General features: G+C 65.5%; 4 protein-coding genes and 2 pseudogenes. All 6 read right to left on the bottom strand.

Annotated elements, in window-relative coordinates:
• Window positions 1-70: 70 nt before the first annotated feature.
• Window positions 71-280, bottom strand: coding sequence for a hypothetical protein (locus N4264_RS14325; RefSeq protein ID WP_261692930.1), 210 nt, complete (start codon window positions 278-280; stop codon window positions 71-73).
• A 51-nt stretch (window positions 281-331) separates the two neighbouring features.
• Window positions 332-469: pseudogene (locus tag N4264_RS25825) on the bottom strand (hypothetical protein); the annotation flags it as partial.
• Between the two features lie 92 nt (window positions 470-561).
• Window positions 562-1,470, bottom strand: a pseudogene (locus N4264_RS14320) (PfaD family polyunsaturated fatty acid/polyketide biosynthesis protein); the annotation flags it as partial.
• A gap of 77 nt (window positions 1,471-1,547) precedes the next feature.
• Window positions 1,548-2,777, bottom strand: a complete 1,230-nt coding sequence (locus N4264_RS14315) for an LLM class flavin-dependent oxidoreductase (protein WP_261692928.1) — start codon at window positions 2,775-2,777, stop codon at window positions 1,548-1,550.
• A 101-nt stretch (window positions 2,778-2,878) separates the two neighbouring features.
• The gene (locus N4264_RS14310; RefSeq protein ID WP_261692927.1) at window positions 2,879-17,212 is read right to left on the bottom strand and encodes a non-ribosomal peptide synthetase; all 14,334 of its coding nucleotides are present in this window, start codon (window positions 17,210-17,212) and stop codon (window positions 2,879-2,881) included.
• A gap of 51 nt (window positions 17,213-17,263) precedes the next feature.
• Window positions 17,264-23,896 (bottom strand): non-ribosomal peptide synthetase, encoded by a 6,633-nt coding sequence (locus tag N4264_RS14305; protein WP_261692926.1) that lies wholly within the window; start codon window positions 23,894-23,896, stop codon window positions 17,264-17,266.
• Window positions 23,897-23,947 lie beyond the last annotated feature (51 nt).

The raw sequence follows: 23,947 nt of genomic DNA, 5'->3' as shown, positions 1-23,947 counted from the left end.
AACCTCGTGAGTAGACGCGAAATCGGCGCTGGTGCGCGTTCGCAGGGAACGTGTGTTTTCGTAGGCAGCGTCAGGCCCATTGCGTCGCCGGGGATGAGGTACCGGCATTGTTGCGCGCTACCATCGCGGCAACATTGGCCTGGAGCAGATCCGCAGCACCCTGCATGAGCCGTTGCGCGATGTCGCCGACTCTCCGGTTCTGCCACGGCTCCAGGGAGGTGCCCTTTACCCAGGCGTTGAACGCGCCCATCGCCGGACCGCACTGGATCTGATAATTCACCCGCTGATCCTGGACACCCTGGATGGCCAGGCGCGTGGATTGAACGAAATACCAGCGAAAGACGAGCAACATCTTCTTCCGGGGATTCTGCTCGACATCGGCAATCTTGGCGGGATTGCTTCGCAGGTAATAGGCCCGCGTTTCCTGCCAGACATCCTCGATCGATCGCTGGAAATACTTGGCTTCCAGCTGCTGACGGGTTTCCGCGTCGATGTCATCCAGCGACCTATACCGCTGGTAGAGCTCGTACAGTTTGTTGGCCCTGGCAGGAAAAACACCCCCCGCTTGAGGACCTGCACCTTGGCGCCCAGTTCGAACATGTCGCCCGCCGGAGCATAGGCGGTGTCGTTGACACCTGCAGTTTGCAGCAGGTCCTTCGCGGAATCGCTGATGCCGGACTCGACCGTGCACTGGTTGATCGAACCGGTGAGTACGAAGTCGGCCCCCATCGCAAAAGCAGCCGCCGCCGCGTGCGGGGTACCGATTCCGCCCGCAGCACCGACGAGAATGGATTTTTCGTAGGCGAACCTGCGCTGCACCTCGTCGCGCAACGTGAAAATCGCCGGCATCAGCGCGTAGGCGACGCCCTGGTCGGTGTGTCCTCCGGAATCGGCCTCGACGCAGATTTCATGCGCCATCGGCACCTGTCGGCTCAGTTGCGCTTGCGCCGGCGTCAGGTGGCCCTGGGCGACCAGCTGGTCCACGATTGCGGCGGGGGCCGGTTCCATGAATACCCTGGCTACCTCCGGACGCGACACTTTCGCCAGGACGCGATTGGGCACCACCACCTCGCCCCGCTCGTTCTGCCGGATCCCGTGGAGCCGATAGCGGACGACGCTCGGCGTGAGCTGGATAAAGGCCGCAGCCTCGACAAATCGAACGCCGTACTGGAGGCACAGGTCTACCACCTCGTCCTCAAGTTCCGGCCGCTCCATATTGCACAGGAGATTCAGACCATACCCCTGGCCGCGATCCAGCGCGCTCTGGATATACCGGATCGCCGATTCCACCTCGCTGCGGGCCATGCCACCCGTCCCCAGGTATCCCAGAAAGCCGGCCTTGCCGAGCGCGACCACGAGCTCCTTCGACGCAATGCCCTTGTACATCGCCCCCGCCAGATAGGCGTACTTCACGCCGTACTCTTTCAGGAGCCTCGTGCTACCGAGCGATTCCGGTCCAATACGAATCATCTACCCGTTCCTTTCGCAAACCATCTGCAACGCCAGCAGCGCGGGTGTCCACGCCGTGCGACAAGACGCATCATTGTTCACGACTGCGCCATTTTCGATGCACGCCCCTGGTCGACGATTCGCCGGCCCAGCGCCGCCACTTCCGGGATTTCTTCATCTTTGACCGGATCAATGCGCTGTTTTCGCTCGAGCGCGGCGGCAATGAACGGCGCCAGTTCTTCCGCTTTCCGGCTCGCCCGGGCTTCATGCCGGTCTCGGAATTCGGGCATGACGGCGGATGCAAACAGCATGAGCGACTCGCACACATGCTCGTGCGTGACGCGACCGCACTGGGGTATGAAGGCAATCTGGTCGACACCGGCCGATTCGAACTTGCGCAAATATTTGCGAAGCTCGCCGGGAGTGCCAATCCCGCGCTCCGCACCGGCCGGCGGGATCTTTCCGCGGGCGCTTTCATACTCTTTCCACAGATCTGTACGCCCGGGCTTGTAGCTGCCGAACGCGTAGTAGTGGTGCAGCGCGTAGTTGAAAAAGTTGAACCCGTCTCCACCGCGTCGCACGGCTTCCGCAGCGTCGTTGTGCACCGACAGGCCGGTGACCATCATGATGTTCGCGTTCACCGTCGCGCCGATCGGAACGCATTCTTCCTTGATGATCCGGTAGTAATCGTCGACCCATTCTTTCGCGTCTTCCGGGTCGACGAAAGCGAATGTCATGGCCCCCATTCCGAGCCGCGCCGCGCGCTTGATCGACTCCCGGTTGGAACAGGCCAGCCAGAGCGGCGGATGCGGCTTCTGCACGGGCTTGGGAACGATGTTTCTGCAGGGCATCGAGAACGACGTGCCTTCGAAGCCGGGATAGGGATTCATGGTCATCATCCTGGCGCACTCGGTCACCCCTTCCTCCCAGTGCGTCCGCTTGCTGGCCAGCGGGATGCTGAAGCCGTCCAGCTCCATGGCGGACGACCCTTCGCCGGTGCCCCACTCCACGCGTCCGTTGGAAATGACGTCCAGCACCCCCAGCCTTTCGGCCACTCGTGCGGGATGGTTGTAGCCGGACGGCATCAGCACGACACCATGGCCGAGCCGGATTTTCCGGGTTATCTGGGAGCAGGCCGCCAGAAAGATCTCGGGCGCGGACGAGTGCGAGTATTCCTCCAGGAAGTGATGCTCCATTGCCCAGGCATGACTGAATCCGAGCCGGTCGCAGAGTTCAACGTGCGCCAGGGCGTTCTGGTAAGCCGTAGTTTCTGAGCCTTCGTCCCAGGGGCGTGGAATCTGGAACGGGGAAAACGTGCCGAATTGCATGGAATTTCCTTAGAGCGGTGGTGCCGCGGCAAAAAACCCTGACATTTCACGACTGCGGGGTGCCGCCGCCCCCTAGAGGGCGGCACAGGGTGGTCAATTGGTCATCCTGCGTCAAATTCTTCCAGCAGGTCGAGAAGAGCGACGTTGAACGCATGGACATCACGGCCGTCGAAATAGGTGTTGTCGTAGTGGACGTGAACGTTGATGTCCTCGTTCAAACGATTGACCGAGAACGCGTAGTTCAACGGGTAGTGAAACTTGTCGTGCCCGTACACCCGCGTCAGCTCAAACCCTTCATCGGTGGGAAGCGTGCCTGCGTTGTGAAAATCGACGTAATTGAAGGTCGCAAAGAACAGCCCCGATGATTCGCGAAGCGTTTCGATTCGGTTGTGCGGAAACACGGCATGGCGCTCCATCTCCGAGAGCTCGCGCTGGATGACGCGCACCCGCTCGTTGCGATCGGCAATCCAGTCTTCCTGGCCGAACGGCAGCATGTTCCAGAAGAGCCCCAGGGCTCCCAGCGGATCGGAAAGCCTGTCCGAGCGACCATTCGTCACGACACCCACCGTGGGCGATCCGCTGCGTGTCCGCGACTGGAGCATTTCAAGATAGGCAGCGAGCAACACCGCCTTCAGCGAGACGCCGAGGTGTTTCGCCGTCGCGCGAAGCTGGCGAGTCGTCCTGGAGTCGATCGTCATGATCGATCCGTGCTGGTTCTGCGCGCGCCCGTAGTGCCGCGGGAGTGTGTCCGCACCACAGGGATGGAAGCGCCGGGATGCCCAGAACGCCTGCGCTTCGGGCGAGTCGGCCAGTTCGCGCTGCAGCGCGACGTATTCGCGAAACACGTTGCCGCTGCGCTCGACCTGTGGGGCACCCCCGTTGCGCAGCTGGATATAGGCCGGAAAGAGCTGGTTGAGGAACTGCTGGTTGCCCCAGCCGTCGTCGATCGCGTGGTGGATCGAGTGGACGAGCACGAACATGTCCTCGGCCGTGCGGAACCAGGCGAACCGCGTCAGCGCCGTATCCGCGAAGGCGCGCTGGCGATCCCGCAGAATATAGTCGCGCAGACGCGATTCTTTATCGGCATCACTGCAGGCGCGCAGGTCTTCGTTGATGAACTCGACGATGAACGCCTCTTCCGATGTGATGCCCTGGACTGTGGAATCTCCAACCCGTAGCAGCGTTGTACGGAAGATCGGGTACGCAGCGACCAGGAGCTTCAGGGCCTGGTGCATCGCCTCCGCCGAGGGGCGCGCATCCCTGAATTCGAAGCATTGCTGGACATGGTAGATCCCGAGCCCATGGTCACTGTTGCGGCCGTATTCGGCCACCATCAGCGCCTGCATCGCGGTCAACGGGTAGGCATCCACCACTGTCGGCGGCAGGACCTGCCGCAGGCTCTGGTCCAGGTGCAATGCATCGACGTCGATGTGCGTGCGGCCGGCAGAGGCTCCCGCGGCCAGCGCGAGGCCGGCAACCGTCTGGTGCGCGAACACATCGCTGACACTGATCTCCAGTCCGTGCACCCGCGCGCCGCGGACGATCCTCAGCGAGAGGATCGAGTCTCCCCCGATCTCGAAGAAGTTGTCGTGCACGCCAACCTGCTCCACCTGCAACACCTCGGACCAGACCTGGCACAGGACCTCTTCGGCGGGCGTACGCGGTGGCGTGTATTGCTTGCGGGCATAGGCGGCGCCATCGTGTCGCGGCAATCGTTTGGTATCCAGCTTGCCGTGAGCCGTGAGGGGAATCTCGGGGATCGCCACGTAGGCCACCGGCACCATGTAGTCGGGCAGCCGTTGCGCCAGATGGGCTCGCAGAACCTGGACGGGTTCACCGGTGCTCACCCCTTCCTTCAGGACCAGGTAGGCTACCAGACGCTTGTCGCCCGTGTCGTCCTCGACGGCGCGGACCACGGCCTCTCTCACCCACGCGTGCTCTGCCAGCTGGGCCTCGATTTCGCCCAGCTCGATGCGGAATCCGCGGATTTTCACCTGCTGGTCGTTTCGTCCGAAGAACTCCAGGCGTCCGTCGGGCAGATAGCGGGCGAGATCGCCGGACCGGTACATGCGTGCGCCGGCAACCGGAGTGAATGGATCATCGACGAAACGCGCTGCCGTCAATTCCGCACGGTTGAAATAGCCGCGCGCCACGCCTGCCCCGCCAACAAAGATCTCACCGGTCGCGCCGATCGGAACGGGCTGGCCGAGGGCGTCCAGCAGATAGATGCGAAGATCCTGAAGCGGCCGGCCGATGGGACTGCCGCGCCGTTCGCAATCCGCTGAATCCAGCGCGTAGTGCGTCACATGGACGGTGGTTTCCGTGATGCCGTACATGTTGACCAGTCGTGCAGAGGAGTCCGGATGACGGGCGTACCACGGCTTGAGCATCGCCGGTTCCAGCGCTTCGCCGCCGAATATCACATAGCGCAACGCACTCTTCAGGTCCGATCGACCGCTGGCTTCGATGAAACCGCGGAACGCACTCGGCGTCTGATTCAGCACGGTTACGCCATTCGCGCACACGAATTGGTGGAAGTCCTCGGCGGAACGCGCGACTTCGCGCGGCACGATGAGCAGGCGGCCACCGTAGCGCCAGGCACCCCACATTTCCCACACGGAGAAATCGAATGCGAAGGAATGGAACAGGCACCAGGTATCGGTTTCGTCGAAATCGAAGCCATTCCGCGTCGCCTCGAACAGACGCACGACCTGGGCATGCTCGACCATCACCCCCTTGGGCGTGCCAGTGGAGCCGGACGTATAGATGATGTAGGCCAGATGCCGGGACGTGAGTCCACGGGCGTGCGGATCGGGATCGTCGGAAGCGTATCCGGCACACACCTCGGACATCCGGTCCAGGTCGATCTGGTGCGGCACGGCGTGGACCGCGTCATCGCCCAGCGCCTGCCGCCCCGCGGCATCGGTCAGCAGCATATGCGGGTTGCAATCGCCCAGCAGCAGCGCCAGTCGCTCCGCCGGATAGTTCGGATCCAGCGGCACATAGGCGCCCCCGGCCTTCAGAATCGCCAGCAGTCCCACCACCATTGCCAGGCTGCGTTCGACGCAGATCACCACCCGATCATCGCGTTTCACGCCGCGCCCGATCAGCGCATGGGCAAGCCGGTTTGCCCTGGCATTGAGTTCGGCGTAGCTGAGCGATTGCCCCTCGTACACGACGGCTGTCGCGTCGGGCCGCTGCCGTGCCTGCACTTCGAACTGCTGATGGATGCATCCTTCAACCGGATAGGCAACCTCGGTGCGGTTCCAGGTATTCAGCAGGAGCGTGCGCTCTGCGGCGGGAAGCAGGTCGATTCGCGCCACCGGCTGGTCCACGTCGTCCACCAGGGACTGCAACGCGGCCAGCAGGTATTGGCGATGTCGTTCGATCGTAGTGCTATCGAACAAGGCAGTGGCATAGCTCAGGCCACCGACGATGGCCCCGTCCGCCTCGCCCAGGCTGAGCTCCAGGTCGAACTTCGCCGCGTCAACCGGCATTTCGACGGGCGCGACGCGCAGGCCCGGGATGTCGGAAACGCCCGTGTCGTTGTTCTGCCACGCGAACATCACCTGGAACAACGGTGTGTGGTCGCGGTGGCGCGGAGGCTGCACGATCTCCACCACCTGCTCGAACGGCAGGTCCTGGTGCTCTTGCGCTGCCAATGCCGTACGGCGCACACGGGCCAGCAACTCGGCGCCGGTGGGCGCACCCGACAGGTCGATGCGCAACGCTAATGTGTTGACGAAAAAGCCAACCAGCGGTTCGAGTTCCGGGCGTCCCCGGTTCGCCGTGGGCGAGCCGATGATGAGATCGTCCTGGCCGGAAAGTCGCGCGAGCACCGCCGACCAGGCAGCCAGCAGGGTCATGAAGAGCGTGACCCCATGTGTCTGGCTCAGTTGCTTCAGATCACGGGTCAACCCGGCATCCAGGTGCAGCGGCAGGCTCGCGCCGGCAAACGACTGCTGCGCCGGACGCGGTCGATCCGTCGGCAGTTCCAGGCGCACCGGCGCGTCAGCCAGGGCTTTGCGCCAGTAGTCCGTCTGTGCCTGCAGCCGTTCACCGGACAACCATTCCCGCTGCCACGCGGCGAAGTCGGGATACTGCAGCGCCAGTTCCGGCAAGGGATTGGCCTGCCCTTGCGCAAACGCCGTGTAGAGCACGCTCAGCTCGTGCGCCATCACGCCCAGTGACCAGCCATCCGAGATGATGTGGTGTTGCGTGAGCAGGAACACGTGATCGTCCTGCGCCATTCGTGCCAGACGGGCACGGATCAGCGGGCCGTGCGCCAGATCAAACGGTGCGCTGACCTCCTCGCGGCACACGGACTTCAGCTGTTCCGTCGCGTCGGCCGCGTTCCGCAGGTCGTGCTCGATGAGCGGCATGCCACCGTCGGCCGGCAGCAATTCAACCCGGGGCACGCCGTCGGTGCCCACGAACACCGTCCGCAGCGCTTCGTGACGCGCATACAGTGCGTTCAAGCTGCGGATCCAGGCGGGAACGTCCAGCGTTCCCCGCAGCCGCAGAGCCAGCGGAATGTGGTACGCGGCACTGCCGCCATCGAACTGCGCGAGGAACCACAAGCGCTGCTGCGCGTAGGACAGCGGCAGCGGCTGAGCACGGGACACCGGTGCGATAGGCGCCAGCGCGGACGCATCCGTCGGCGTCACGGCCGCGGCAATCACCCCGGCCAGCGATTCGAGCGTGGTATGCGCGAACAGCGTCGCCAGCGGCACTTCCACGCCGAAGGCCTGCGGCAGTCGACTAAGCAGCCGTATCGCGAGCAAGGAATGGCCGCCCAGCTCAAAGAAGCTGTCGTGACGACCGATCCGCTCGATGCCGAGCAGGTCGCGCCAGATCTGCGCCAGCGCCATTTCCGTCGCGCCCTGCGGTGCCGCGTAGCCCTGCCGTGCAAAGGCCTCGCCTTCCGGTGCGGGCAGCCCCTTGCGATCGATCTTGCCGTTGGGCGTCAGCGGCAGCGCATCCAGGCGCACGATCGCCGCCGGCACCATGTACTCGGGCAGCCGGCCAGCCAGCTGCGCTCGCAGCTCGGCCACCGCGACAGTCGCATCCGCATCCATCACCACGTACGCCACCAGACGCACTTCACCCGGTTGATCCTCGCGGGCCAGCACCACCGCATGGCGTACCGCAGGGTGCTCCGCCAGGCGCGCTTCCACTTCGCCCGGCTCAATGCGGAAGCCACGGATCTTCACCTGCTGGTCGTTCCGTCCCAGGAATTCCAGCTGGCCGTCGGCACGGTATCGGGCCAGATCGCCGGTGCGGTACATCCGTGATTGCGCAACGCCACTGAACGGATCATCAAGGAACCGCTCTGCGGTCAGCTCCGGACGACGCAGATAACCCCGCGCAACACCGGCACCGCCAATGTAGATCTCCCCGACCGCACCGATCGGCACCGGTTGGCGCCGTGCATCCAGCAGATAGATCCGCGTGTTGGCGATCGGGCGGCCGATCGGAACGACAGCGTCGTGGGCGAACAGTTGGCCGGATGTCGCGACCACGGTCGCCTCGGTCGGCCCGTAGTTGTTGATCAGGACAATGCTATCGGGCAGCGATGCAGGAATCTGCTCCAGGCGATCGCCGCCGATCAGCAGGCATCGCAAGCGGGGGTTGACCAGCCCGTCGTTCAAGGCGATCGCCGCCAGCGGCGTGGTGAGAAAGCTGGTGTCCAGCGGCTGGCTCGCCCACCAGCGCAGCATCGACATTGCATCGGCCGCCGCATCAGGTGGCAACAACAACGTACTCCCGTTGCACAGCGCCGACCAGATTTCCCACACACTGGCATCGAATGCCACGCTCGCCGTCGCGGCGCTGCGGCTTCCCGGTGTCAGTGTGAGACAGTGCGCGTGCCAGGTCGTCAGATTGACGAGCTGGTGATGTTCGATCATCACGCCCTTGGGTACGCCCGTGGATCCCGAGGTGTAGATGATGTACGCCAGATGCCGGGACGTGAGTCCAAGCGCCCGTGGATCCGGGTTCCCGGAGGGGTATCCGGCGTAGTCGGCCAAGGCGTCCAGGTCCACGCGCTCGGCCACGAAGGCCGGCGCATCACCCAGGGCCCGTCGCCCCGCGGCATCGACCAGCACCAGACGCGGGCTGCAGTCACCCAGCAATTGCGCGAGGCGCTCGGCCGGGTAGCCCGGGTCCAGCGGCACGTAGGCGCCACCGGATTTGAGCACCGCCAGCTGCCCGACAATCATTGCCACACTGCGCCCGGCACAGATCGCGACATGATCATCCGCCCGGACACCGCGGCCGATCAGCACGTGCGCCAGCCGGTTCGCCTGCGCATTGAGTTCCGCGTAGGTGAGGGACTGCTCACCCTGGATGACGGCGATGGCGTCCGGCCGTGCGCTCACGTGCCGCTCGAACAATGCGTGGGCGCACAGGTCGGCGGGATACGCTGCTTCCGTGCGATTCCACGTGTCGAGCATCAGCGCCCGCTCGCTGGCCGGCAGCACGTCGAGATCACGAACCGCAACCGGCTGCGTGCGCCCCAGCGCCGCCGCGACCTGTTCCACCGCCTTTTCAACGAAGTCGCACATCCGGCCGGCATCGAGTGACTTCACGGCGTGAACCGTAAGGCTCAACGCCTCACCGAAATCATCCACCGACAAGGTGAGCGGATAGTTGGTGCGTTCCTGGCCACCGAGCCATTCAATGCCGGAATAGGCCTGCGCATCAGCCTCATCGTGACCGGCCGCCGCGGGTGGTGCTGCGACGTGGCGGAAATTGAGCAACGTGCTGAACAGAGCGCCCTGCGGTACGCCACTGCACCGTTGGGCCAGGGCCAATGAAGCATGTTCGTGGCGAAGCAGATCCGCCAGTTGCGCGTGCGCCGTCCGCACACTGGCGATGACGTCGGCGTCGTCGGCATCAAAACGAAAGGGCAGCGTGTTGACGAAGAGTCCCACGGCCTGGTCTGCGCCATCGGCCATTCGTCCGAACAACACCGTTCCGAAAACGGCCTGCTCGCGCTGGCTGGCGCGCGCCATCACCAGCCCCCAGGCAACGTGGAACAGGCTGGCGACGCTGACACCCAGTCTGCGGGCGTGAGCGCGCAGTGCATCGGTAAGCACCGGCGCCAGCACCCGGTGTGCCTCGTCCACGTTGGTGCCGTCGTGCCGCACCTCCTGCAAACCGAAGGGATGCGTCGGCTCACGGATATCGGCGAGCATTTTTCGGAAATACCGCTCGTGCTCGTCTTCGGACATGCCGAAGCGGATCCGGGCAATCAGATGGCGGAACGGCAGCGGCGGAGGTAGTTCGTGGCCGCGTCCGGCCAGCAGTGTGCGGACTTCGGCATTCAGGACACCCAGCGATGAAGCGTCGTCGATCAGGTGATGATGCAGCTGCAGCACCAGCCAGCGACTGGTTTGCGGTTCGCGGGCAAGGTAGAACCGCAGCAGCGGCGCCCGGTCGAGCGGGATGCGGCATTCGCCCGCATCGCAATGGCGCGCCAGCTGTTCCCAGGCTGATCCGCCAGACGCATCGATCGCAATTTCTGCCACGGCCAGCGGCGCGTGTCGCCACACCACCTGGGCAGGCGTGCTGATGCCCTGCCCGATGAAGGCGGTGCGCAGGATGTCATGACGGTCAACGACCTGCTGCACGGCTGCCAGGAAACGATCCAGGATCGCGCGGTCCTGGAACGCCATTCGTCCCACGACCACATAGGGATCCACCTGCGGGTCGAGCAAGTGGTGGAAAAGAATACCGTCCTGCAACGGCGTCAGTGCGTAGATGTCCTGGATGTTGGCAACACCCCCAGGCACCCGTTTGACGATGTGGTCGATGTCCGCCTCGCACAGGTCGATCAGTGGCAGCATGTCGGGCGTGATCGTGACGCTGTCCGCTGTGATGGCGTTCGGCGGCACCGTCACGTCCGCGACGGGGTGCGTCGCACGTGCGAGCTCTGCCAGATTGGCGGCGACGAAGACGGCGCGCACTTCCGTCGTCAATTTCCGCTGGCGCAACCGTTGAATGAGTTGAACGGCCAGTAGCGAATGGCCGCCGAGCTCGAAGAAGTGATCCCGGCGCCCCACGCGTTCAAGGCCCAGCAGTTCCTGCCAGATCTGCGCCAGCGCCTGCTCGATGTCACCGACCGGTGCTTCGTATTCGCGGCTTGCCACGGCGCTGGCGTCAGGTGCCGGCAACGCAGCGCGGTCCAGCTTCCCGTTGGACGTCAGCGGCAAGCGCTCAAGCAGCACGAACGCGGACGGCAGGAAGTGTTCGGCGAGCCGTGCGGCAAGCGCGCCGCGCAGCTCCGCCAACGCCAGCATGGTGCCCGGCTCCGCTACCACGTATGCCACCAGGCGCTTCTCGCCCGGTACATCCTCGCGCGCCAGCACGGCGCCGTCGGCCACGCCGGCCAGGCTGCGCAGCTGGGCTTCGATCTCGCCCAGCTCAATGCGAAAGCCGCGGATTTTCACCTGGTCGTCGTTGCGGCCCAGATAGTCCAGCGTGCCGTCCGCCCGCCAGCGCGCCAGGTCGCCCGTGCGATAAAGCCGCGGCATCGCGTCATCAGCGAGAGGATTGGCGATAAAGCGCTCGGCAGTCAGCTGCGGCCGATGCAAGTAGCCGCGCGCCACGCCGGCGCCGCCGACATACAGCTCGCCCGTCACGCCCGGCGGTACCGGTTCGCCGCGGCGGTCCAGCACATAGATTCCCAGGTCGGGCAACGCCCGCCCCACGGTGCTGGCCGGCTCGCCTTCAATCTGTGCAGCCGTCAGCCGGCAATGCGTCACGTGCACTGTCGTCTCGGTGATGCCGTACATGTTGACCAGCGCCGGCGCCGTGTCGCCATTACGCGCCACCCACGGCTGCAGCGCCCGCAGCGACAGCGCCTCACCACCGAACACGACCCACTTGAGCCGGTGCGGCGGTACCGGTTCGGCCGACGCCACAAGCTCAGCCTGCGCCGTGATGAGCTGATAGAACGCCGTCGGCGTCTGGTTCAGCACGGTGACACCACGCTCGCACAACAGGCGATAGAACGCCTGCGGCGAGCGCGTCGTGAGTTGTGGCACGACGACCAGCCGGCCGCCGTACAGCAGCGCGCCCCACAACTCCCACACCGAGAAATCAAACGCGAACGAGTGGAACAGCGTCCACGTGTCGCCCGTGCCGAATCCGAACTCCGCATGGGAGGCCGCGAACAGACGCATCACCTGCGCGTGCTCGACCATCACGCCCTTGGGCTGGCCGGTCGAACCGGAGGTGTAAATCACGTAGGCCAGATGCGTGGCGCTCAAACCCGGCACTACCGGCGCCTGCACCGGCTGATCGGCCACGGCGGCCGGATCCATCACGAGTACGGGCACATCGCTGTCCGGCAAGATGCCGTGGCAGCTGGACTGCGCGAGCACCAGCACCGGCGCCGCGTCCTTGAGCAGGTAGGCCAGGCGCTGCGGCGGGTACGCCGGATCCAGCGGCACATAGGCGCCGCCGGCCTTCAGGATCGCCAGCACGCCGATCACCAGCTCCACGCTGCGTTCGACACACAACCCGACCAATCGGTCCGGGCCCACGCCGGCTGCCCGCAGGCGATGCGCCCACTGGTTCGCACGCGTCTCAAGCTGCGCGTAGGTCAGCGTCTGGTCCTCGTACTCCACCGCGATGGCGTCGGGCGTCCGTGAGGCCTGTTGTTCGAATCTCTGGTGCAGCAGCGCCGAAGCCTCGCGCGGAAAGGCCGCACGCGGCGCCGACCAATCGAGCACCCTGCGCCGCTGCGCCGGGTCCAGCCATGGCAAGGTCGCCACGGGCTGCTGCGCATCACCACTCAGCGCGTACAGCAGCACCTCCAGGTGCCCCACCCAGCGCCGTATCGTGGCCTCGTCGAACAGGTCGCTGGCGTAGTTGAGCGACCCGCCCAGCTGCGCTTCGTCCTCCTGCATCAGGAGCGACAGGTCAAACTGCGCCGTGCCAGGTTCCACCGCCTGGCCGCTCAGCTGCAAGCCGGGCAGCGTCACCGCGGCCGTGGGCGTGTTCTGCAGCGCCAGCAGGTTCTGGAACACCGGGCTGTGGGCCAGGCTGCGCGATGGATTAAGCGCTTCCACCACCTGCTCGAACGGCACGTCTTGATGGTCGAACCCGGCCAGCGTCAGGTCGCGCACATGCGCGAGGAACTGCTGGACGCTGAGTGCGTCATCCACCTGCAGGCGCAGGGGCACCGTGTTGACGAAGAATCCGATCGCGCCTTCGACTTCCGCGCGGCGGCGGTTCGCCACGGGTACGCCCACCACGACGTCGGGCTGCCCGCTCAGTCGCGACAGCAGCAGCGACCAGCCCGCATACAACAGCATGAAGAGCGTGACACCCTGGGCTTCGGCAGCGCGCTTCAGGCGCGTGGTCAGCGCCGTGTCGAACGCGAACCCGACGCTCGCACCGCGATAGCTCTGCTGTGCCGGGCGTGGTCGATCGGTTGGAAGCTCCAGCAGTACCGGTGCGCCGGCCAGCTGGTCGCGCCAGTAGCGCACCTGCTGTTCGAGCGCTGCGCCCTGCAGCCAGTCGCGTTGCCAGAGTGCGTAGTCGGCGTACTGGATCGGCAGTGGTGGCAGCGGATCGTCACCGCCGGTCACGAATGCCGTGTACAAGGCCCCCACTTCGCGCAACAGTACCCCCATCGACCAGCCGTCCGCGATGATGTGATGCATCGCGACCAACAAGGCGTGGTCGTCCGGTGCCAGCTGCAGCAGCCGGCCACGCAGCAACGGGCCCCGTGCCAGATCAAACGGCGCCTGCGCCACCTCTCGGGCACGCGTGTGGACCGTGACTTCGCGGTCGGCCGGCACGCGTGCCGAGAGATCTTCGAATGCCAGCGCGCAGCCCGTATCTTCCGGCCCGATCCACTGGCACGCGGCGCCGCTCTCGCCCGCAGTCGCAAACCTCGTGCGCAAGCTTTCATGCCGCGCCACGACGCGATCCAGCGCTGCCTGCAAGGCTTGGCGATCCAGTTGGCCCTGCAAGCGCAAGGCGATCGCGATGTGGTAAGCACCGCCAGCCGCGCTGTCCAGTTGATCCAGGAACCACAGGCGCTGCTGCGCCCACGATAGCGGCAGGGATTTGCTGCGATCGGCACGGACAAGTGCAGGTTGCCGCGCGCTGCCACTGTTGGCCGCTGCCTGCGCCAGTGATGCGAGCGTCGGTTGTGCAAACAGCTCGCGCAGCGGCAGCTCGATGCCCTGTTGCTGGTGCAGTCGTGAGACCACCTGCACCGCCATCAGGGAATGGCCGCCGAGCTCGAAGAAGTGATCGTGCCGGCCCACGCGCTCCAGGTTCAGCAGGTCCTGCCAGATCCGCGCCAGCGCCTGCTCAATCTCGCCGACCGGCGCCTCGTATTCCCGCCGGGCTACCGAGGCGTCGTCCGGTGCAGGTAATGCCGCGCGATCGAGCTTTCCGTTGGGTGTGTATGGCAGCGCGGCCAGGCTGACGATGGCGCTTGGCAACATGTGCTCGGGGAGGTGATCGGCCAGCTGTTCGCGCAGATCCGCGGCGGCAAGCATCCTGCCATCCCGTGCCACGACATAGGCCACCAGGCGCTTCTCGCCAGGCACGTCCTCGCGCGCCAGCACCACTGCGGTACGCACGTCCGGCAAGCCTTGCAGCTGCGCCTCGACTTCGCCCAGCTCAATGCGGAAACCGCGGATTTTCACCTGGTGATCGTTGCGCCCCAGGTACTCGATGCTTCCGTCCGGGAGCCAGCGTCCCAGGTCGCCCGTGCGATACATCCGGGCGTCACTGCCGCCGAAGGGGTCCGCAACGAACCGTTCCCGCGTGAGCTCCACCCGATTCAGGTAGCCGCGCGCAACCTGCGCACCGCCGATGTGGATCTCGCCGGCGACGCCAAGGGGCACGGGCTCTCCACGCGCGTCGAGCACGTAGATCTTCACGTTTCGGGTCGGCTTGCCGATGGGCACTACGGCCAGCGGCAGGGCCGATGCGTTGTTGTCGAACCGGATTGCGCTGGCATAGACCGTTGCTTCGGTCGGGCCGTAGGTATTCAGAAGATGGCAAGGACGGCCGTGACAGCCGGTCAGCCAGGCGGCGTAGGCCTGAGGATCGGCCTTTTCACCGCCAATGACCACGAGCCTGACCAGGGATTCGGAAAGACTGGATTCGAACTCCGCAGACCCTACCCATTGATGCCAGAACGCGGTCGGAAGCTCGACGACGGTGATGCGCTGTTCCCGCAGCAACCGGGTGAAGCTCCGATCCGGCGCGACTTCGGCCGGACGTAGCACCACGGTGGCGCCCACGGACAGGACCGGGAATATCTCTTCCACGGACGCATCGAAGGAGAACGACGAAAACTGCAGCACACGGTCACCGTGCGTGAGCGCGGCGTGCGCCGCGTGGGCCGCCATCAGGTTGACGACCTGGCGATGCTCGACCATCACCCCCTTGGGCTGCCCCGTCGAACCCGAGGTATAGATCACGTAGGCCAGATGCGTTGGGCTGAGCCCCTGCGGCTGCGGATCCGGATTGCACGCGGGCAGCTGCGCCCACTGCGGTGCCTGTTCTTCGGTATCCAGCACGACGAGAGGGACAGTTGCTGCTGCCCATTCGGAAATCGACGCGCGCAGCTTCGCCTGCGTCAACAGCGCCACCGGCGCGCTGTCCGACAGCATGTGTGCCAGCCGCGCGGCCGGATAGGCGGGGTCAAGCGGGACGTACGCGCCGCCCGCCTTGAGGATGCCGAGCAGCCCGACCAGCATCTCGACACTGCGTTCTATACAAATGGCCACCCTGTCGTCGGGTTTCACGCCGAGCGACACCAGGTAGTGCGCTAGCCGGTTCGCCCGCGCATTCAACTGCGCGTAGCTGAGCCGTTCGCCGTCCTGCTCGACCGCGGTGGCATCAGGGGTGCGGGCAACCTGTGCCTCGAACGCACCATGTACCAGGGTGCCCGGTAGGTCATTCGCGGTCGTCGCATTGAAGGCGTCGAGCAGCTGGTGACGCTCCGCTTCGTCCAGCATCGGCAGCGCACTGACGCGTTGCGCATCGTCGGCAGCCATGGACGCCAGGATGCGCTTCCAGTAGCCGACCCAGCGTTCTATCGTCGATGCATCGAACAGGTCGCTGGCGTACTCGAGGACGCCGAACAGCTGATCGTCGATCTCGGTGAACGCCAGCGTCATGTCGAAACGCGACGTGCTGTGCGGCATTTCCAGCACGGACAAGGACAAGCCCGGCAATTCGAGCGCACCACCGTTGGGCGTGTTGTCGAAAGCGAGCATGGTCTGGAACAGGGTGCTGTGGCTCCTGCTCCGAACCGGCTGCAGGGCATCGAAGACATGCTCGATCGGGGTTTCCTGGTTCGCATAGGCGCCCAGCATCGTCTCCTTCACCTGCGACATCAGCTCCGCGACGCTCGGGTTGTCCTCAAGTCTCATTCGCAGCGCCAACGTGTTCGCGAAGAAGCCCGTCAACGGCGCCAACTCCGGTCGCTGGCGGTTCGCCGCCGGTGTACCCACCACGACATCCGACTGCCCGCTCAGGCGCGCCAGCAGTACCGACCAGGAAGCGAGCAAGGTCATGAACACCGTTGCCCCGTGGCGCTTTGACAGCGCGCGCACGTCCTGCACGAGCTCCGCCGACAATTGCACTTTTGCCACTCCGCCGGCGTAGCTCTGCTCCAGCGGACGCGGACGATCTGTCGGCAGATCCAGCAGCGCCGGCGCGCCGGTGAGATGATCGCGCCAGAAACGCAATTGCCGCTCCAGCACGTCGCCGCGCAGCCACTGGTGCTGCCAGGCGGCGTAGTCGGCGTACTGGATCGGCAGCGGGGGCAACGGATCCGGCTGACCTTGCACGTAGGCGGTGTAGAGTGCCGAGAATTCGCGCACCATCACGCCGAGCGACCATCCGTCCGACACGATGTGGTGCATCGTCAGCACCAGCACATGGTCGTCATTGGACAGACGCAGGAGTCGACCACGTACCAATGGCCCCGTGCTCAGGTCGAACGGCGCGCGCGTCTCCTGGTCGACGAGGGAGCGCAGTGCAGCAGCCTGCGCCTCGCCATGCAGCGCGCTGATATCTTGCTCGACCAACGCCAGGCCCTGGCCCGCGGGCGCGATGACCTGCCGCGGCGATCCATCCACTTTCGCGAATGTCGTACGCAGGTTTTCATGACGTGCCACGATGCTTCCCAGCGCAGCCTGCAACGCCGTCACATCCAGCGAGCCACGGAAGCGCAGCCCGGCGGGCATGTGATAGGCGCTGCTGCCGGTAGGATCGAGCTGGTCGATGAACCACAGGCGTTGCTGCGCCGGCGACAACGGGATCACCGCGTTGCGATCGGCAACCGGGATGGTGTCCAGCTGCCGGCTGGGAACTGCCGTGGCAAGCAGACGGCGGCGGAGGAGGTCCCGCTTGATCGCTTCGATGTCGATGGGCGCTTTCGTGTTCATTCGTACGTCAATTCCTGTAATTACCCGGCGCAAGGCAGACGGCGCACAGCGCTACTGCCCGCTTTCCCACAACGCCATCAGTTCCTGTTCGGACAGGCCATCGAGCTGGGAGGCGAGGCGATCGATATCGCTCGCATCGAACATGTCGACCTGGGCGGAGCACACTGCTCTTCCCAGTTCCGCGATGGTTTTCGATCGGAACGGTTCCACCAGTGGCAAGTCAATGCGGAATTCTTCGCGGACGCGCACCACCATCTGCATCGCCAGGAGCGAATGACCGCCCAGCTCGAAGAAGTGGTCGTGCCGGCCCACACGCTCCAGACCCAGCAGGGTCTGCCAGATTCCCGCCAGCGCCAGCTCGATCTCGCCGATGGGCGCCTCGTATTCCCGTCGGCCCACCGAGGCATCGTCGGGCGCCGGCAATGCGGCGCGGTCGATCTTGCCGTTCGGCGTCTGCGGCAACGCCGCCAGGTGCACGAACACGGCTGGCACCATGTATTCGGGCAAGCGGACTCGCAGCTTCGCACGCAGCTCGGCGGAGTCGGGTGCGTCGACGCCGCCGGTGTACGCCACCAGCCGCTTGCCGCCGCCGGCATCCTCGCGCGCCACCACGATCGCCTCGGCCACTCCCGGCAGGTCCAGCAGTGCCGCCTCGATCTCGCCCAGCTCGATCCGGTAACCACGGATCTTCACCTGGTGATCGATGCGGCCGAGGAATTCCAGCTGCCCGTCACGCCGGTAGCGCACCAGGTCGCCGGTGCGGTACAGGCGCTCGCCCGGCGCTCCGAAGGGATCGGGTACGAACCGATCGGCTGTCAGGGTGGGCCGGTGCAGGTAGCCGCGCGCCAGGCCGTCGCCCCCCAGGTACAGCTCGCCTGCCACGCCGAGCGGCACCAGCTGTCGGCGCGCATCGAGCACATAGGCGCGCGTATTCGCTATCGGACGGCCGATACACACGGCCTCGGCGCTGCCCTGCTCCACCCGGGCCCAGGTCGAATAGGTGGTGTCTTCCGACGGCCCGTACAGGTTGAACACGGCCTGCGCACCCGCGGCATACACCGCCTGGGCGAGCACGTTGTGCAGGGGCTCACCCGCCATGGCGACGGCCTGCACCGAGGCCGGCAGTCCACCGCTGCGTACCAGCTCGGCCATGGCCGAGGGCACCGTGTTGACCAGCGTGACGCCCGCCGACGCCGGCAACTGCGGCAGTTGCAGCACGTTCTCGACCACGATCACGCGAGTCCCCCAGCTCAGCGGCAGGAAGATCTCGAACACCGAGAGGTCAAAGCAGATCGAGGTGGATGCCAGGATTCCGGCCCGCTGCGCCGGCGTGAACGTGTCACGCGCCCAGTGCAACAGCGCCACCGCGCTGCGGTGTTCGATCGCTACGCCCTTGGGTACGCCGGTCGAGCCAGAGGTGTAGATCACGTAGGCCAGGTCGCGGGCGACCTGCACCGGCGGAAGGTTGTCCGCTGTCTCCAGCCCGATGGCCTGCGCCTCGTCCTCCAGAACGCAGACCGGCACCGATTCAGTGATCAGTGAGCGCCAGTGGCGGTGCGTGATAACCACGGATGCACGCGAATCGCCCAGCGTGAAGCCGATCCGCTCACGTGGGTAGGCCGGATCCAGCGGCACATAGGCTGCGCCGGCCTTCAGTACTGCGAGCAGCGCCACGACGAGATCCAGGTTGCGGTCCAGGCAGACGCCCACCCGATGGCCGGCGCCGATGCCGCGCCCGCGCAGGTGCCGTGCCAGGCGGTTGGCACGTGCGTTGAGCTGGGCGTAGCTCAATGCCTGGTCCGCGAACTGCACTGCGACCGCCTCCGGCGTGCGCGCGACCTGTGCCTCGAACAGATCGTGGATGCGGGCTTCGCGCGGATAGTCCGTCGTTGTCGCATTGAAGCCGTGCAGCAGGGTGTGGCGCTCCGCGGTGTCGAGCAGTGGCAGCGCGCTGATCGGCTGCGCCGGGTCAGCGACCATTGCTGCGAGTACCCGCTGCCACTGGTCCAGCAGCCGCTTCACCGTCGTTGCATCGAACAGGTCCGTTGCGTAGACGAGCTCACCGGAAAGGCCGGCGCCAGTCTCGGTGAGCGACAGCGACAGATCGAACTGTGCCGTCGTCTGCTCGAGCGGCAGACGCGAAAGCGCCACGCCGGGCAGAGACCGCGCATCCCCCACGGGGGTGTTGTCCAGGCTCAACATCACCTGGAACAGCGGCGCATGACTCAGGTTGCGCACGGGACTCAGGCGTTCCACCACCTGTTCGAACGGCACGTCCTGGTGCGCGTAGGCCTGCAATGTCTGCTCCCGCACCTGCGCCAGCAGTGCTGCCACGTCCGGGTCAGCGGCCATCGAGACGCGCAAGGCCAGCGTGTTGACGAAGAAGCCGATCAGGCCCTCCAGTTCCAGGCGCCGACGATTTGCGACGGGTGTACCCACCACGACATCCGACTGGCCGCTCCAGCGCGACAGCAGCGCAGACCAACCGGCCAGCAGGGTCATGAAGAGCGTGACCCCGTGCGTCTGGCTCAGTTGCTTCAGATCACGGGTCAACCCGGCATCCAGGTGCAGCGGCAGGCTCGCGCCGGCAAACGACTGCTGCGCCGGACGCGGTCGATCCGTCGGCAGTTCCAGGCGCACCGGCGCGTCAGCCAGGGCTTTGCGCCAGTAGTCCGTCTGTGCCTGCAGCCGTTCACCGGACAACCATTCCCGCTGCCACGCGGCGAAGTCGGGATACTGCAGCGCCAGTTCCGGCAAGGGATTGGCCTGCCCTTGCGCAAACGCCGTGTAGAGCACGCTCAGCTCGTGCGCCATCACGCCCAGTGACCAGCCATCCGAGATGATGTGGTGTTGCGTGAGCAGGAACACGTGATCGTCCTGCGCCATTCGTACCAGACGGGCACGGATCAGCGGGCCGTGCGCCAGATCAAACGGTGCGCTGACCTCCTCGCGGCACACGGACTTCAGCTGTTCCGTCGCGTCGGCCGCGTTCCGCAGGTCGTGCTCGATGAGCGGCATGCCACCGTCGGCCGGCAGCAATTCAACCCGGGGCACGCCGTCGGTGCCCACGAACACCGTCCGCAGCGCTTCGTGACGCGCATACAGTGCGTTCAAGCTGCGGATCCAGGCGGGAACGTCCAGCGTTCCCCGCAGCCGCAGAGCCAGCGGAATGTGGTACGCGGCACTGCCGCCATCGAACTGCGCGAGGAACCACAAGCGCTGCTGCGCGTAGGACAGTGGCAGCGGCTGAGCACGGGACACCGGTGCGATAGGCGCCAGCGCGGACGCATCCGTCGGCGTCACGGCCGCGGCAATCACCCCGGCCAGCGATTCGAGCGTGGTATGCGCGAACAGCGTCGCCAGCGGCACTTCCACGCCGAAGGCCTGCGGCAGTCGACTAAGCAGCCGTATCGCGAGCAAGGAATGGCCGCCCAGCTCAAAGAAGCTGTCGTGACGACCGATCCGCTCGATGCCGAGCAGGTCGCGCCAGATCTGCGCCAGCGCCATTTCCGTCGCGCCCTGCGGTGCCGCGTAGCCCTGCCGGGCAAAGGCCTCGCCTTCCGGTGCGGGCAGCCCCTTGCGATCGATCTTGCCGTTGGGCGTCAGTGGCAGCGCATCCAGGCGCACGATCGCCGCCGGCACCATGTACTCGGGCAGCCGGCCAGCCAGCTGCGCTCGCAGCTCGGCCACCGCGACAGTCGCATCCGCATCCATCACCACGTACGCCACCAGACGCACTTCACCCGGTTGATCCTCGCGGGCCAGCACCACCGCATGGCGTACCGCAGGGTGCTCCGCCAGGCGCGCTTCCACTTCGCCCGGCTCAATGCGAAAGCCACGGATCTTCACCTGCTGGTCGTTCCGTCCCAGGAATTCCAGCTGGCCGTCGGCACGGTATCGGGCCAGATCGCCGGTGCGGTACATCCGCGATTGCGCAACGCCACTGAACGGATCATCAAGGAACCGCTCTGCGGTCAGCTCCGGACGACGCAGATAACCCCGCGCAACACCGGCACCGCCAATGTAGATCTCCCCGACCGCACCGATCGGCACCGGTTGGCGCCGTGCATCCAGCAGATAGATCCGCGTGTTGGCGATCGGGCGGCCGATCGGAACGACTTCCTGCAGCGCCGCGTCACCGCTGCCATCGCTGACAAACGTGGTGCAGCCGACGGTGGTTTCGGTCGGTCCGTACTCATTGATCACGAGCGCGTTGCGCAACACCGCCTGGCGAAACCGAAGCAGCGTCCGCGTGGCCAGCTGCTCGCCGCCCACGACAACGCGGTGTGGCGTCGCCCCCGTCGGCGCTGCCATCAGATCGGCCAGCACGTCCAGGTGGACCGGCGTCAGCTTGAACAGCCAGGGCTTCGTTGCGGTGCAGTACTCGAGCACGTGCGCCAGGCAACGCTGGTTGTCGTTGGCCAGCAGCACGACCGGCTTGCCCGCCAGCCAGGGCGTCAACAACGTCGTGACCGTGGCGTCGAATCCGAGCGGCGTCGCGACCACGGCGCCCTGGACGTCGTCCTGCCAGTAGCGGCGCTGCGCATCGCTGACGTAGTTGAGCAACGCCCGATGCGGCACCATGACGCCGTTGGGCTGACCGGTCGAGCCGGATGTGTAGATGATGTACGCCAGGTGCCGCGACGTCAGTCCCCGCGGGGGCGGATCGTCTGCGCGGTATCCGGCGCATTCGCCGGCAAGCAGGTCCAGATCCGCGTGGCGTGATGCAACCGTCGCTACTTCGTTCCCCAGCGCACGCCGCCCCGCCGCGTCGGTAAGTACCATTTGCGGATCGCAGTCGTTCAACAGCTGGGCCAACCGTTCGGCGGGATAGCCCGGATCCATTGGCACGTAAGCACCGCCGGCCTTCAGGATCGCCAGCAGTCCCACCATCATTGCCAGGCTGCGTTCAACGCAGAGCGCCACGCGATCATCCGGCTTGATGCCCTGCCCGATCAGGTAATGCGCCAGCCGATTTGCCTGGGCGTTGAGCTCGGCGTAGCTGAGCGACTGCCCCTCGTGCACGACGGCGATCGCTTCCGGGTTCCGCCGCGCCTGCTGCTCGAACACCTGGTGGATGCACACATCCGATGGATACGGCGCCTCGGTGCGATTGCAGGTATCAAGGAGCAGCGTGCGCTCCGCCGCCGGTAGCAAGTCGACCTCCAGCACGTCCTGCTCCGCGTCGCGTGTCATGGCGGACAGTACAGCAAGGTAGTACTGGCTTATCCGCTCGATCGTGGAGGGTAGGAACAGGTCGACCGGATACTCAATCGTCCCATGCAGGGCCGGACCCACTTCGCTGACGGTGAGGCTCAGGTCGAACTTGCTGTCCGGCACCGCATCCGACGCCACCGGTTCCATCACGACGTCATGCATCGCCATCGGATCGGCCGGCAGGTTCAACAGCGAAAACATGACCTGGAATATCGGCGTACGACTCAGGTCGCGGTTGACCTGCAGCGCTTCGACCAGCTTCTCGAATGGCACATCCTGGTTGGCGTAGTTGCCAAGGGCATTGGTCTTCGTGCTCCGCACAAGCTCGCGTAATGACTGCGTCGCACTGAAACGGCCGCGGAACACCAGCGTGTTGACGAAAAACCCGACGAGCCCCGTCGTGAGGGGATCGCGACGGCCGGATATCGGTGAACCGATAACAATGTCGTCCTGCCCCGTCCAACGCGCGAGCACGACCTGAAACGCCGCGAGCAACACCATGAACAGGCTGGCCTGCTCCGACTTGGCCAACGCGCGCACGCCCTCGGCTGCGGCGTCCGGAATCGGGAAACGGAACAGAGCGCCCTTCCGGACGTTCGCCAGCGATCGCGGTCGATCGGTCGGCAGTTCGAGCACGCCAGGGGCGCCTTCGAGTAGCGTCCGCCAATACGCTACTTGACGGGCAAGCAATTCGCCCTTCAACCAACTGCGCTGCCAAAGCGCGAAATCCGCGTACTGGACCGGCAAGTCCTGCAGTGGCGACGGTTCTGCTTGCACGTAAGCGGCATACAGCGTCGACAGTTCCGAGAACACGACACCGATCGACCAGCCATCGGAAACGATGTGATGGTGCGGGATCAGCAGGACGTGCTCGTACGGGCGCAGACGGATCAGCGCGGCGCGCAGCAGCGGGCCGCGCTCCAGGTCGAAGAACGTGGAAAGCTCGGACTCCGACGCTTGCTTCACCCGCAGCTCGCGCACGTCTTCGGAGAGCGCGCTCAGATCCGTGATTCGGAAGTCGATCGGGCCGGGCGGGTCGATCAGCTGTCTCGGTTCGCCGTCAACACACACCATTCGCGTCCGAAGCGCTTCGTGCCGCCGGACGATTTCCGCCAGGCACCGTTCGAGTACCGGAATGTCGAGTGGTCCATTGAGCCGTGCACTCAACAGCACGTTGTAGGTGGTGCTCGGTCCCATCAATCGGTCGAGCACCCACAGCCGTTCCTGGGCAAATGACAGGGGAATGGCGTCCGGCCGCACGTGCGGCGAGAGCGCTGGAACACGCCCTGCCCCTTCGTCGAGCTGGCGTAACCAGGCAACGATGGGCGCCTTCAACGACCGAAGCTCCGCCTTCAGCTCGGGCGTCAGCTTTCCGGCCGGTCCGCGGTAGCGGATGTTCTCGTCGTCCAGCCAGAGGGAAATCCCTTCCCGCTTCAACCGTGCAACAAATGCCTCAATAGCAGCCAAGGTGAACACTCTCCGTGGAAAAGGCCAAAACGACGCACATCATGATCGGGT

Origin of the sequence: Tahibacter amnicola, assembly GCF_025398735.1 — a bacterium.
Taxonomy (GTDB): Bacteria; Pseudomonadota; Gammaproteobacteria; order Xanthomonadales; family Rhodanobacteraceae; genus Tahibacter; species Tahibacter amnicola.
Note: the sequence above shows the minus strand (reverse complement) of the source record. Positions and strands in the feature narration are given on the sequence as shown.

Coding starts and splice junctions, on each gene's coding strand:
- N4264_RS14315 (WP_261692928.1), bottom strand. CDS start 2,777: ATGCAATTCGGCACGTTTTCCCCGTTCCAGATTCCACGCCCCTGGGAC.
- N4264_RS14310 (WP_261692927.1), bottom strand. CDS start 17,212: ATGAACACGAAAGCGCCCATCGACATCGAAGCGATCAAGCGGGACCTC.